Origin of the sequence: Jatrophihabitans sp. (assembly GCA_036389035.1) — a bacterium.
In the GTDB taxonomy this organism is placed as follows: Bacteria; Actinomycetota; Actinomycetes; order Mycobacteriales; family Jatrophihabitantaceae; genus Jatrophihabitans_A.
Window position 1 is genome coordinate 374,677 of record DASVQQ010000007.1, and the last position, 12,641, is coordinate 387,317.

Consider the following 12,641-nt stretch of genomic DNA (forward strand, 5'->3'; position numbering starts at 1 on the left):
GTGGCTAGCTGTCTACAAAGGCTCTACGACGCCTCGCTACATCGCCGGTATCTAATTCCAGACAGTCTGGTGGTGAGCGCCTAGTTAGCCTGTCTACAAGGCTCGCCACGGCCCCGGAACCCCGCCGTCGATCGGGTTTGACCTTACGCTGCGTGCGGATCTGGAGCCGCTGCAGCCGTCTATCACCGACCTCGTCTATCCAGTACTAGGACGAACCATCGGATATGGCGTGACACTATGTCTATGGCTGGATAGCGGCCGACAGTCAAGACTTAGCTGTAATGCCTCGTTATCGTTTGTCCTCAGAAACTGGAGTGCCCTCGGCATGTTTTTGCATGCTGTGGCCATCCGGTCAGCCAGGCCTATGAGTTACCAGGGCTCCGATTCAGATTCCTCTGACTCCGGCGCCAGGGGTCCGCGGCCAGCCGCGCCTGTCGCGGTCGTTGGCACCAATTTGTCGGGCGTCGTGACCCTGTGGTCCGGTGGCGCCACGGCGATGTTCGGCTGGACAGAGGACGAGGCGATCGGGCGGCCGATCGCGGAGCTGGCGAACTGGGGACTTTCGCGCAAGGACGTCACCGAGTTCCTGTTCATCGGCACCAGCGGCCTGTGGGTGCACGAGCACGAGGTCACCACCAGAACCGGCGTTCGGATGCGACTGAAGACGACCGCCTCGCTGGTCAGCGGAGCCTCGGGCGTCGACGAGGTCCTGGCATCCACCACCCCCATCGAGCTGCCCGAGGGTCGGATGCGGCTGGCGATGACCGAACGCCCGTTTCGGGCACTGCTCGAACGGGGCAGCGACCTGGTCATCATCTGCGACCGCAACCTGGTGATCAGCTACGCCGGGCCGTCGCTGTGGCAGATGTTCGGCTGCCTGCCGCGCGAGGTGATCGGCCACTCCGGCTGGGACTACGTGCATCCCGAAGATCTGGCAACGGTGCGCCGGGACTGGGAGGGCGCGGTCAGCGGCGCGGGTGAGTACCGCCGGCTGGAGCTGCGGATTCGCAACGGCGAGAACAAGTGGCGCTGGGTCGAGGTGCGGATCAGCAACCTGGTGGCCGATGTGTCGATCGGCGCGATGGTTCTCAACGTGCGCGACATCACCGACCAGCACGAGACCGCGGCGGCGCTGGCCTCCAGCGAGCAGTTGCTGCAAACGATCGTGGACGTCTCGGTCGAGGGCGTCTGCATCCTTGATCCGGAAGGCGCCGTCGTGCTGGCGAATTACCGGATCGCCGACATGCTGGCGATCGATCACGTGCGCTTGCTGGCCGGCTACCTCTGGGACTTCTTCGACGAGGAGACCTCGGAGATGCTGCGGCAACGGCTGCGCCAGCGAGCCCTGGGCGTGCGGGAACTGTACGAGTTCAGCTTTCGCAGGCTGGACGGGCAGCGCCGCTGGCTTCGAGTGGCCGGCGCGCCGTGGTATGACCAGACAGGTCGTTACATGGGCGCCATCGGCATGGTGACCGACATCAGCGAGCAGAGGCAACGGGAGGAGCTCACCGGCCACAGCCCGCCGATGCTGGGCCGGGTGGCCGACAGCACGGTAAGCCTTTTATCCAGGCACGGCGACCGGGTCCCGATAGGGGTGGTCGACCTGACTCCTCCCAGCCAGTCCAGCCGGCCGCTTCCCGGGTTGGAGCGGCTCTCGCGGCGAGAGATCGAGGTGGTGCGGCTGCTGCTGCTCGGCGACCGGGTCCCGGTGATCGCCAAGCAGCTGTTCATCAGCCAGAGCACGGTCCGCAACCACCTGTCCTCGGTGTTCCGCAAGCTGCGGGTGAACTCCCAGCAGGAGCTCATCGTGTTACTGCGCGAGCGCGATTCGACTGATCGAGGCGGCTAGGTCACCCGGCGTCATTCAGGCGGCCGGCGTCATTCAACGGTCAGGGTCACCCAGCGGCCGGCGTCATCCAGCGGCCGGCTCGCTGCCGTGGTGGACGGCCTCGACGTTGTGGCCGTCGAGGTCACGCAAGAAGACGCCGTAGTAGCCAGGGTGGTAATCGGGCCACTCCCGCGGGGCGTGCAGCACCTCGATGCCCGCGGCCAGGGCGGCCTCATGCACGGCGTCCACGGCGTGCCGGTCGGCGGCCGTGAAGGCGAGGTGGACCTCCCTGGTCTCCGGACCCGCGGCCGGGCTGAGCCAGAAGGCCGGCCTGCCCTCCGGACCGGCCAGGCCGACTTCGAAGCCGTCGGGATGGGGGAAGCGCAGCACCTCCCGCATCCCGATGGGGGCGAACACCCGCTCGTAGAAGGCGAGCGAGGCCTCGACGTCGGCGACCTGGAGGAATAGGTGATCAAGCATGGTCGCGATGGTAACCAGCGCCGGTGAACCCCGGCAGCCTGGGATGAGAGATTCGCGCCTTTGCGCCGTAGGCTGGCGCCCGTGGCCGACTATGACCTCGCAATCATCGGAACGGGCTCCGGCAACTCCCTGGTGACCCCCGATTTCGACGGCAAGCGGGTAGCGATCATCGAGTCCGGCGCCTTCGGCGGCACCTGCCTGAACGTGGGGTGCATCCCGACCAAGATGTTCGTCTACGCCGCCGAGGTGGCGGCCACCGTCAGCCATGCCGGCGTGTTCGGGATCGACGCCCGCCTCGAAGGCGTCCGGTGGCGCGACCTCCGCGACCGGGTGTTCGGCCGGATCGACCCCATCTCGGCCGGCGGTCAGGCGTACCGCGTCGAGTCGGAGAACACCACCGTGTTCGCCGGCCATGCCGTGTTCACCGGGCCCAGGTCGCTGCGGGTCAGCACCGGCGAGCAGTTCAGCGCCGAGCAGATCGTGATCGCCACCGGCGGCCGGCCGATGGTGCCCGAGGTGGTGACCCAGTCCGGGGTGGCGTTCGAAACCTCCGACACCATCATGCGGCTGGACGAGCTGCCGAAGCGGCTGGTGATCCTGGGCGGCGGCTACATCAGCGCCGAATTCGCGCACGTCTTCTCCGCCCTGGGCGTCGAGGTCAGCGTGGTGGCCCGCGGCACCCGGTTGCTGCGCCACCTGGACTCAGAGATCTCCGACCGGTTCACCCAGGTCGCGGCCACCCGGTGGGACCTGCACCTCGGCGTCGAGACCGACAAGCTCAGCGGCGACCAGCGCGGCGTCCGGCTCGACTTCACCGACGGCTCGTGCGCCGAGGCCGACGTCCTGCTGGTCGCCACCGGACGGGTGCCCAACACCGACCGGCTGGGCCTGGCCGCCGCGGGCATCCAGACCCTGTCCGACGGCCGGGTGAAGGTGGACTGCCACGGCCGGACGAATGTCGAGGGGGTGTGGGCGCTCGGAGACGTCTCCTCGGACTTCCAGCTCAAGCACGTGGCCAATCACGAGGCGAGGGTGATCGCCCACAACCTGGCCCATCCGCGGGATCTGCGGGAGTTCGACCACCGGTACGTGCCCTCGGCCGTCTTCACCGCCCCGCAGATCGCCAGCGTCGGCTGGACCGAGGACCAGGTGCGGGCGGCCGGGCTGAACTACGTCACCGCGACCCAGGCCTACGGCGACACCGCCTATGGCTGGGCGATGGAGGACCACACCGGTATCTGCAAGCTGATCGCCGATCCCGGCACCGGGCTGCTGCTCGGCGCGCACCTGATGGGGTACCAGGCCTCCAACCTGATCCAGCCGCTGATCCAGGCGATGTCCTTCGGGCAGCGGGTGCCGGAGCTGGCCCGCGGCCAGTACTGGATCCATCCCGCGTTGATGGAGGTCGTGGAGAACGCGCTGCTGAAGCTGGGCCTGAACGAGCCGTGAGCCGGCCGTCAGCGACCGACCGGCGGCCGGTCGACATTCCGGCCCTGGAGGTCGGCGGCACCCACGTCACGGCCGGTTGGGTCCGGCCCGAGGGATGGCAGGTCAGCGGGGTGAGCCGCGCCGAGCTGCCGGCCGGGGGCACCGCCGAGCAACTGATCGCGGCCCTGGCCCGGGCCGGGGCCGGCTTGGAAGCCGAGCCGGGCGCGGCCTGGGGCATCGCGATGCCGGGGCCGTTCGACTACGTCCGGGGTGTGGCGCACTACACCGGAGTCGGCACGTTCGAGGCGCTGGCCGGCGTGGACGTCCGCTCGGCGTTGCACCAGGCGCTGCCCCACCAGCCGGGTTCGCTGTACTTCAGCAACGACGCCAGCGCCTTCCTGGTCGGTGAGTGGCTGATCGGCGCCGCTCGGGGCGCCACCCGCTGCGTCGCGGTGACCTTGGGCGCCGGCGTGGGTTCCGCCTTTCTGGACCGGGGCAATGTCATCGACACCGGCTCATCGGTGCCGCCCCAGGCCGAGCTGCGTCTTCTCAGCCATGCGGGCCGGCCGCTGGAGGACTGGGTGTCGGGCCGGGCCATCCGGGCCGCTTACATCGCCGCCGGCGGGCAGAATGACCTTGACGACGTGGACGTCCGTGAGATCGGCGAGCTGGCCCGTGCCGGTGACCAGGCGGCGGCCGCGGCCCTTCAGGGCGCGTTCGCGGTGCTGGGCGAGGCGCTCGGGCCATGGCTGGAGCGATTCGGGGCCGACCTGCTGGTGCTCGGCGGCTCGCTCAGCCAGGCCTGGGATCTCATCGAACGACCGCTGCGCAGTGGACTTTCTCGCTGTTCGGACTGGCGGTTCTCGATCGAGACGGCTGGCAGCCCGGAGCTCTCGCCGCTGGTGGGGGCGGCGTATCCAGCAGTCCGTCCGACATCCTAGGCTCCATCAGACACTGATGTGAGTACCGGTTCAGCCTGCTTCGGGCGGGCTGAACGAGGCGATGTTCAGGACGTCCACCGGGCCGTCACCCGCGCCCAGGCCGACCAGGCCGTGCTCGACGGCCTGTCCGGCGACCAGCGCGGCCCGGCGGGCGGCCACCGGCAGCGGGTCGCCGCGGCCGAGGCAGGCGGCCAGCGCGGCCGAGTGCGTGCAGCCGGCCCCGTGGGTCGCGGCGCGGTCATGCCTGCTGACCGGTATCTCCAGGTGCCGGCCGCCGGCCAGCAAGTGGTCGACCGGCCGGCTGCCGTGCCCGCCGGTGACCAGCGCCGCCCGGGCGCCCAGGGCCACCAGTGCCTCGGTCAGCTCGCGCCGGTCTTCGGTGTCCAGCCCGGTCAGGGTCTGCGCCTCCATCAGGTTCGGGGTCACCACGGTGGCCAGGCCGAACAGCGACTCCAGCAGGGCCCGGACCGCGGCGGGCTCCAGCAGCCGGGCGCCGGACGAGGCGATCATCACCGGATCGAGCACCACCGGCAGGTGACGGCCGGCCAGCGCCGCGGCCACCGTGGTGATGATCGGCTCGGAGAACAGCATGCCGATCTTCACCGCCGCCGGCGGCAGATCCGAGAACACCGCTTGCAACTGGGCCTGGATGAAATCGGGTGGGCACTGATGGATCGCGCTCACCCCCACGGTGTTCTGCGCGGTCAGCGCCACGATCACCGACATCCCGTGCACCCCGCAGCGCGCGAACGCCTTCAGGTCGGCCTGGATCCCGGCGCCGCCGCCGGAGTCCGAGGAGGCGATGGTCAGGGCCCGGACGGCACTGGAATTAGGTGACTGCACAGGACTAACCTAAGCCAGTCCCCGCGGGAGCCCGACGAACGGGCTGAGAGGGCGGCACAGCAGGACGGCGCAAGGCGTCCGGCGCGGCCGCCGACCGCTCGAACCTGATCCGGTTAGTACCGGCGAAGGGAGTGAGGTAGCCGCCGTGGCTGTCGACACCCGTCCTGAACTACCGCCCGCCGTGCCCCACGCCGAGGCGCCCACCACCCTCAACGAGCCCGCCCCCCGCACCCTGAGCCTGTTCGACCAGCTGGGCTTCTGGGGCAACCTCGGGGTGAGCCTGCTCGGCTTCAGCGGCGCCATCGCCATCCTCGCCCCCTACGGCGTGCAGCCGCTCAGCTTCACCGCCGCGGTGACCGCCACCGTCGTCGGCTCGGTGCTGGGCGGGCTGATCCTCGGTGGCTCGCTGGTGCTGGGCGCCCGGACCGGCGCGCCGGCCATGGTGCTGCTGCGCGGCCTGCTCGGCGCCAAGGCCTCCTTCGTGCCGACCGCGCTCAACATCGCCCAATGCCTGGGCTGGGCAGTCTTCGAGCTGGTCACCATCACGATCGGCCTGCAGGCGCTGACCGACGGCGCCCTGCCGCGCTGGCTGTGCCTGGTGCTGGCCGGAACGGCCACCACCGCGCTGACGATCTGGCCGCTGGGCTGGATCCGGGCGCTGCGCAAGTACGTCTCGGTGCTGGTGGTGTTCGCGCTGGTGGTCCTGGTCATCGGGCTGCTGCGCGAGCCGGTGCCGGAGCTGGCCGGCTCCTGGCAGGGCTTCTGGCTGGCCGTCGACTCGGCGATGGCGCTGACCATCTCGTGGGTGCCGCTGGGCGCTGACTACGCCCGGCACTCCCGTTCCGAGCGTTCGGCCTTCGCCGGCGGCTTTCTCGGCTACGGCCTCACCCAGATCACCTGCCTGGTGATCGGATTGATCGCGCTGGCGCAGGTGGCCCAGGACGGCGAGAAGATCTTCGACCTGTTCATCGGGCTGCCGCTGGGCATCCTGGCATTCTCGATCCTGGTGATCCGGGAGTGCGACCAGAGTTTCGCCAACGTCTACTCCACCGCGATCTCGCTGCAGAACCTGAGGCCGTCGCTGGATCGCCGGGTGCTCACCGTCAGCATCGGCGCGTTGATCACCATGCTGGCCCTCACCCTTGACATCGACGACTACGCCAACTTCCTGTACCTGATCGGCGGGGTGTTCATCCCGATGTCCGGCGCCCTGATCGCGGCCTGGATCCGCAGCCGCGGCCACAACTGGGACACCTCCTCCGACGCCCCGACGCGGCCCGGCATGCTGCTGGCCTGGTTCATCGGCTTTGTCTGCTACCAGCTGATCAATCCTGGCTCGATCGCGTACTGGTCAGATTTCTGGACCTCGGCGGGCACCCGGCTGCACACCCTGGGGCATACCTGGCTGTCGGCCTCGATCGCCTCGTTCGCGGTGGCCGTGCTGGTGGCGCTGCCCTTCGCCGGCCCTCGATCAGGCAGCCGGCGCCGGCTCGCCGCGACCGGGAGCCGGCAGTGACCGGGCCGGCGGCTGAGGACGACCTCGACAGCCTTGTCATCGCCGGTCAGCGATTCTCGTCCCGGCTGATCGTGGGGACCGGGGGCGCGCCCAGCCTGGAGGGCCTGGCCGACATCCTTGTCGAATCCGGCACCGAGCTCACCACGGTAGCCATGCGCCGGGTCGACGCGGCGTCCTCGGGCTCGGTGCTGGACGTGCTGCGAGCCGCCCGGGTGCGGGTGCTGCCGAACACGGCCGGCTGCCGGACGGCGGCCGAGGCGGTGCTCACCGCCAAGTTGGCCCGCGAGGCGCTGCAAACCGAGTGGGTGAAGGTCGAGGTGGTGGCCGACGAGCGCAGCCTGCTGCCCGACGGGCCAGAGTTGCTGGCCGCCTGCGAGCAGCTGGTGGACGACGGCTTCGTGGTGCTGCCCTACACCAATGACGATCCGGTGCTGGCCCGGCGGCTGGAGGCGCTGGGCTGTGCGGCGGTGATGCCCGGGGGCTCCCCGATCGGCTCGGGCCTGGGCATCGGCAACCCGCACAACATCGCGCTGATCGTCGAGCAGGCCGGGGTTCCGGTGGTGCTCGACGCCGGCATCGGCAGCGCGGCCGACGCCGTCCAGGCGATGGAACTGGGCTGCGACGCGGTGCTGGTCGCCTCGGCAGTGACCCGCGCCGCCCAGCCGCTGCGGATGGCCCGGGCCATGCGGCTGGCGGTGCAGGCCGGCCGGGACTCGCGGCTGGCCGGCCGGATCCCGCGCCGCTGGTGGGCCGAGGCGTCCTCACCGTACGAGGGGATGCTCGACGCTCCCCGGCTCACCGGAGACTGATAATCAGCCGCGCATCTAAAGTTCTCGATTCGAGCATGTTAAACTCTCGATATGTTAGGTCTGCAGAACCTTGAGGAGGCCTTGGAGACTCTGGGCGCTGTCCTTGAAGGCCGCGGACTGTCGCACGGCATCCTGGTCGTTGGTGGCAGTAGTCTGCTGCTGCTCGGACTGATAGACCGGCCCACGGCCGACCTTGATGTGATCGCTTTCGCAGCGCAGGGCAGCTTCGTTAAAGCCGAGCAGATTCCGCCGTCGCTGATAGAGGCGGTCCGTGATGTCGCTGCAGTTCTTGAGTTGAGGCATGACTGGCTGAACAACGGTCCGGCATCCCTGATGGATCTCGGACTGCCTCAAGGGTATGAGGCTCGAACGGAGCTACGGCGGTACGGCAGCCTCGATGTCTACATTCCAGCGCGCGTTGACTTGGTCTGTTTCAAGCTGTACGCCGCAGTGGATCAAGGTCCCCGCAGCAAACACTTCCAAGACTTACAAGCCATGGCTCCCACCTCGTCCGAGTTGTCGACCGCAGTGACTTGGTGCCAGAGCCATGACCCGTCCAGCGGCTTTGAGTCCGAGATGCAAGCTGCTCTGGCCCACCTCACGTCAGTGCTGCGTTCTGCAGGCGGTGACGATGCCGACAGCTAGGCCCATCCAGCGCTCCACAGCTTCGCTCGAGCTGGACATCGTTTGGGGTGCCTGGGCTGAATTAGGGGTGTCCGGCTGGGGGCGATCTCACCGCGAATGGGCGGTCGACCCTGAACCACTCATCATCGTCACCCCTTTGATCGCCGCACGGGATGCCCGGCTGCGCGATGAGGCGCTCGACTGGTGCATCCACAACTGGCGTCACATCTCCCGGGTGCGGTTGCGAAACCTGCTTCGCGCGCAGCCCGCCGATGTGGTTGACGCATACGCAGGCTTTGCCGCGACAGTCAATGCTCACGGCGGAGCGAGTTGGCCGGGCGAGTCCCAGGCGTGGTCATACGCCACCACTGGCCGGTCCACGCCACCAGTATTGAGCCGGGACTCCCTTATCTGGTTACGGATGCGCGCGATGTTTGGCGTCAGCGCCCGGACCGAGATCCTGCGGTACTTCCTTGCCCACGAACAGGGGCGAGCCAGTGTCACCACCCTGGCAACCGCAAGTGGCTACACCAAGCGCAACATCGCTGATGAGTGCACGACTCTTCAGCGTGCGGGAGTGTTGGCCGTTCGTTCCACAATGAATCGGCTTTACTACTCTTTGGACCGTGATTCACAGTTACGGGCGTTCGTAGGAGAACCACCGCCGGTACTACCGGATTGGACAGCTCTTTTCGGGCTCTCCCGTGCGCTCGTCAAGCTAAGCGAAGACGCGTCACGTCTGCCTGTCAGAGCCCTCAACGTAGAGGCAGGTCGTAGTCTAAATGATCTTGAGGATGAACTGGATCGCCTCTATTTATCACCGCCTGCGCTTCAGGACGACTCTTGGTCAGCGGTGCGGCACTTCACCGACCATACGCTCAAGACGTGGGCGCGCGGGCAATGGCATAACTTAACGTAAGCGCGGATATCCCATTCCTAGCAGCGACAACGCGCCGCTGGCAGAGAGCCTCTCAGCCGCCCTGCACCGCGGTCACCACGTCGATCCGGTCGCCAGGCCGGACGGCGGTCTCAAGCCAGCTGCCGCGCGGTACCACCTCGCTGTTGAGCGCGACCGCGATTCCGGTGTCGCGGTCACTGATCTGGCCGACCAGCTGGGCCACACTCAGCTCGTCCGCTGTCTCGCGCTGCTCGCCGTTCACCGTTATCCGCACGGGGATTCCTAGCTTGTCAGGCCGGCCGCGGCCGGCTTCGGGGATCGGTGGCCAGCGAACCGGTCGGGGCCGAACGGACGCCACACCGGCGCGACCGGCTCGCCGCTGACCAGGGCGGCCACCGCGTCGGCTGTCAGTGCCGACAGCAGAATGCCGTTGCGGTAGTGCCCGGTCGCCAGCACCAGCCCGTCCGCGACCTCGCCGAGGATCGGTCCGTTGTCCGGGGTGCCGGGACGCGATCCCGCCCGGGCCTCGACGAAGTCGAACTCCGAGCTGATCGGCAGCAGCTCGTAGGCGTTACGCAGCAGCTCATAGACCCCGCCCGCTGTCACGCCGGTGTCATGGCCCTGCTGCTCGGAGGTGGCGCCTACCACCACCTCGCCGCCTGCGCGGGGCACCAGGTAGATCTCGCTGCCACGCACGATCCCGCGCACGGTGCGGGTCAGCACCGGCCCGGCGGCGCCTAGCCGGTCCGGCACCGCCAGCCGCAGGATCTGGCCCTTCACCGGCTGCACCGGCACCGGCAGCAGCGCGCCGGTCGCGGCGCCGGCGCAGAGCACCACCACGCCGGCGCGCAACCCGGCTCCGGTGACCGTCCGCACCCCGCTGACCCGGCTGCCGGTGGAGTCCCACAGCAGGCTGCTGACCTCAGCGGTGACGAAGCGAACCCCGGCGGCCACGGCGCCGGCGCGCAGCGCTGCCAGATAGCGCCGGTTGTCGACCGAGAGGTCATCGGCGCTCAGCACGCCGCCCCGGACCCCGGCGGCGAGGTAGGGCTCCAGCGCGCGGGCCGCCGCGCCGCTCAGCCGCTCGGTGCTCAGGCCGAGCTCGCTGCGAAAGTCGGTCAACCGGTCCAGCGCCGCCCGGTCATCGGCGTTGAACGCCACCGCCAGGGTGCCCTCGGTGCGCACACCCACCGGCTGCCCGGTGCGATCCTGCAGCTCGGCCGCCAGCCGCTGGAAAGCCGGCACCGCGGCCAGGCTCAGCCGGGTCAGCTCCTGCTCGCCGAAGGCGGCCTCGCTGACCGGCGCCAGCATGCCGGCGGCGGCCCAGCTGGCATTGCGGCCGCCGCTGGCATCGATCACCCGCACCGCGAAGCCCCGCTCCGCCAGCCGGTAGGCCGCGGCCAATCCGATCGCGCCACCGCCGACCAGGAGTGCATCGCCACGGTGCGCCGCCATGCGTTCCAGGCTAGCCGAGCGGAGTCGGCTGGCCGGTCGGAGCAGGCCTGCCCGGGTCAGGCCAGCCCGGGCGTGGCTCGTTCGGGTCGGGCCCGGTCGGGACGTCACCGGCTGCCCCTTGCCCGGCTGCCCGGCCGACTGCTCGGCCGGTCGCTGAACGGCTGGCCTCGATGGTGGTGCCGGCGCTGGCCACCACCACCATGACGATTGCCGCGACGGTTCGCAGCTGCGGCTGCTGGCTGAGCACCAGCATGCCGGCCAGCGCGCCGAAGGCCGGCTCCACGCTCATCAGCAGCCCGAAGGCGGCCGCTGACAACCGGCGCAGGGCGATGAGCTCCAGCGAGTACGGGATCAGCGAGGACAGCACCGCCACCCCGAGGCCGCCGAGCAGCACACCGGGACGCAGCAGCGCCGAGCCGCCGTCGGCAACGCCGGCCGGGATCATCACCAGCGTCCCCAGGGTTAGGGCGATAGCCAGGCCGTCCAATCCGGCGAAGTCCGAGCCGACCCGCTGGGACAGCAGGATGTAGGCAGCCCAGAACGCGCCGGCCAGCGCCGCCAGCAGCAGCCCGACAGGGTCCAGGCTCTGGTTGGAACCGCCGAAGGCCAGCAGCGCCACCCCGCCGCCGGCCAGCGCGACCCAGAGCAGGTCGAGCGGTTTGCGCGAGCCGGCGATGGCCACCCCGAGCGGTCCGATGAACTCGACCGTCACCGCCGCTCCGAGCGGGAGCCGGTCCAGCGACTCGTAGAAACTCCAGTTCATGGCGGCCAGCACCAACCCGAAGATTACCGCCGCCCGCAGGTCCCGACGGCTCCGGCCGGCCAGTCGCGGCCGGGTCAGGGCCAGCAGGATCACCGAGGCGAACGCCAGCCGCAGCAGCACCACACCGGCCGGGCCGGCCTCGGCGAACAGGGTGCCGGCGAAGGCAGCGCCGAACTGCACCGAGGCGATTCCGACCAGGAGCAGGATCTGCGGCGGGATCGCCTCGGACCGTCGGGTTAGCGGCACGCTGACATGCTCGCATTCGCACCGCGGGCCGGTTCCAGCCGGAGTCGGCGTTCCGGCAGGGCGTCCGCCAGCGGTCATCGACACCCGGCGATGGTTGGATGAGGCAATGACGTGGATCAGGCGATGACCAAGCCCTCGCTGGCCGGAATGGCGAGCGCCCGGTTGTACCTGTGCACCGACTCCCGGCGCGACCGCGGCGACCTGGCCGACTTTCTCGACGCGGTGCTGGCCAACGGCGTCGACATCGTGCAGTTGCGCGAGAAGAACCTCGATGCGGCCGACGAGCTGGCTGCGCTAGAGGTGGTCGCCGACGCCTGCCGCCGGCATTCCAAGCTGCTGGCGGTCAACGACCGCGCCGATCTGGCGGTCGCCGCCGGCGCGGACGTGCTGCACCTGGGCCAGCGCGACCTGGCTCCGGTCACCGCCCGCCGGATCGTCGGCCCGGACGTGCTGATCGGTATGAGCAGCCACAGCGCCGAGCAGGCCCGGGCCGCGGCGTCGGCGGACGAGGTGGACTACTTCTGCCTGGGCCCGATCTGGTCGACTCCCACCAAGCCGGGACGCCCGCACATCGGCCTGCCGCCGGTGACCGCGCTGGCGGCCGAGAAGGTGGCCCGGCCCTGGTTCGGCATCGGCGGGATCGATGAGTCCAACCTCGATGAGGTGCTCGACGCCGGCGCGCGCCGGGTGGTGGTGGTTCGGGTGCTGACCGAGGCCGCCGATCCGGCGGCGGTGGCAGCCCGGCTGGCCGACCGGCTCGCGGCGGCCGGCTGAGCCGACCGGCTCGCGACCGCCGGCTGAGCCGACCTG

General features: G+C 69.7%; 13 protein-coding genes and 1 riboswitch. Of the genes, 8 read left to right on the forward strand and 5 right to left on the reverse strand.

The window, feature by feature from the left end; genetic code table 11:
* Positions 1–364 precede the first annotated feature (364 nt).
* Positions 365–1,849: a PAS domain S-box protein gene (locus tag VF557_04325; protein ID HEX8079414.1), complete on the forward strand. Its 1,485-nt coding sequence runs from the start codon at positions 365–367 to the stop codon at positions 1,847–1,849.
* A 63-nt stretch (positions 1,850–1,912) separates the two neighbouring features.
* Here the strand turns inward: VF557_04325 and VF557_04330 are convergent, their stop codons facing one another.
* Positions 1,913–2,308: a VOC family protein gene (locus VF557_04330; protein HEX8079415.1), complete on the reverse strand. Its 396-nt coding sequence runs from the start codon at positions 2,306–2,308 to the stop codon at positions 1,913–1,915.
* 81 nt (positions 2,309–2,389) lie between these two features.
* Between VF557_04330 and VF557_04335 the strand changes: the two genes are divergently transcribed.
* Positions 2,390–3,757, forward strand: coding sequence for a mycothione reductase (locus tag VF557_04335; protein HEX8079416.1), 1,368 nt, complete (start codon positions 2,390–2,392; stop codon positions 3,755–3,757).
* Positions 3,754–4,677, forward strand: coding sequence for an ROK family protein (locus VF557_04340; GenBank protein ID HEX8079417.1), 924 nt, complete (start codon positions 3,754–3,756; stop codon positions 4,675–4,677). The genes VF557_04335 and VF557_04340 overlap by 4 nt, the downstream gene beginning before the upstream one ends.
* Before the next feature lie 30 nt (positions 4,678–4,707).
* Here VF557_04340 and thiD read toward each other — a convergent pair whose 3' ends face one another.
* Complete coding sequence (thiD, locus tag VF557_04345) at positions 4,708–5,520, reverse strand: bifunctional hydroxymethylpyrimidine kinase/phosphomethylpyrimidine kinase (protein ID HEX8079418.1); 813 nt, start codon at positions 5,518–5,520, stop codon at positions 4,708–4,710.
* 13 nt (positions 5,521–5,533) lie between these two features.
* A riboswitch (TPP riboswitch) is annotated at positions 5,534–5,669 on the forward strand.
* On the opposite strand from thiD, the gene VF557_04350 reads away from it, so the two are divergent.
* From VF557_04350 to VF557_04365, 4 genes are all read left to right on the forward strand, one after another.
* The gene (locus VF557_04350; GenBank protein ID HEX8079419.1) at positions 5,666–7,036 is read left to right on the forward strand and encodes a cytosine permease; all 1,371 of its coding nucleotides are present in this window, start codon (positions 5,666–5,668) and stop codon (positions 7,034–7,036) included. It overlaps the preceding riboswitch by 4 nt.
* The gene (locus tag VF557_04355) at positions 7,033–7,845 is read left to right on the forward strand and encodes a thiazole synthase (GenBank protein ID HEX8079420.1); all 813 of its coding nucleotides are present in this window, start codon (positions 7,033–7,035) and stop codon (positions 7,843–7,845) included. The genes VF557_04350 and VF557_04355 overlap by 4 nt, the downstream gene beginning before the upstream one ends.
* Positions 7,846–7,896: 51 nt before the next feature.
* On the forward strand, positions 7,897–8,490 hold the full coding sequence (locus VF557_04360) for a DUF6036 family nucleotidyltransferase (GenBank protein ID HEX8079421.1): 594 nt from the start codon (positions 7,897–7,899) through the stop codon (positions 8,488–8,490).
* Positions 8,471–9,388 (forward strand): hypothetical protein, encoded by a 918-nt coding sequence (locus VF557_04365; GenBank protein ID HEX8079422.1) that lies wholly within the window; start codon positions 8,471–8,473, stop codon positions 9,386–9,388. The genes VF557_04360 and VF557_04365 overlap by 20 nt, the downstream gene beginning before the upstream one ends.
* A 52-nt stretch (positions 9,389–9,440) precedes the next feature.
* Here VF557_04365 and thiS read toward each other — a convergent pair whose 3' ends face one another.
* Genes thiS through VF557_04380 form a run of 3 tightly spaced genes read right to left on the reverse strand, consistent with a single transcriptional unit; the run spans position 9,441 to position 11,831 of the window.
* Positions 9,441–9,641 carry a sulfur carrier protein ThiS gene (gene thiS / locus VF557_04370; GenBank protein ID HEX8079423.1) on the reverse strand — a complete coding sequence of 67 codons (201 nt, stop codon included), beginning with the start codon at positions 9,639–9,641 and terminating at the stop codon, positions 9,441–9,443.
* A gap of 8 nt (positions 9,642–9,649) precedes the next feature.
* The gene (thiO, locus tag VF557_04375; protein ID HEX8079424.1) at positions 9,650–10,822 is read right to left on the reverse strand and encodes a glycine oxidase ThiO; all 1,173 of its coding nucleotides are present in this window, start codon (positions 10,820–10,822) and stop codon (positions 9,650–9,652) included.
* 10 nt (positions 10,823–10,832) lie between these two features.
* Positions 10,833–11,831: an EamA family transporter gene (locus VF557_04380; GenBank protein HEX8079425.1), complete on the reverse strand. Its 999-nt coding sequence runs from the start codon at positions 11,829–11,831 to the stop codon at positions 10,833–10,835.
* Between the two features lie 123 nt (positions 11,832–11,954).
* On the opposite strand from VF557_04380, the gene thiE reads away from it, so the two are divergent.
* Positions 11,955–12,605: a thiamine phosphate synthase gene (gene thiE, locus VF557_04385; GenBank protein HEX8079426.1), complete on the forward strand. Its 651-nt coding sequence runs from the start codon at positions 11,955–11,957 to the stop codon at positions 12,603–12,605.
* Positions 12,606–12,641 lie beyond the last annotated feature (36 nt).

What these genes read in the sequence shown, in the direction of transcription:
- VF557_04325 (HEX8079414.1), top strand. Translation starts at nt 365, where the DNA reads ATGAGTTACCAGGGCTCCGATTCAGATTCCTCTGACTCCGGCGCCAGG.
- VF557_04330 (HEX8079415.1), bottom strand. Translation starts at nt 2,308, where the DNA reads ATGCTTGATCACCTATTCCTCCAGGTCGCCGACGTCGAGGCCTCGCTC.
- VF557_04360 (HEX8079421.1), top strand. Translation starts at nt 7,897, where the DNA reads ATGTTAGGTCTGCAGAACCTTGAGGAGGCCTTGGAGACTCTGGGCGCT.
- thiO (HEX8079424.1), bottom strand. Translation starts at nt 10,822, where the DNA reads ATGGCGGCGCACCGTGGCGATGCACTCCTGGTCGGCGGTGGCGCGATC.
- thiE (HEX8079426.1), top strand. Translation starts at nt 11,955, where the DNA reads ATGACCAAGCCCTCGCTGGCCGGAATGGCGAGCGCCCGGTTGTACCTG.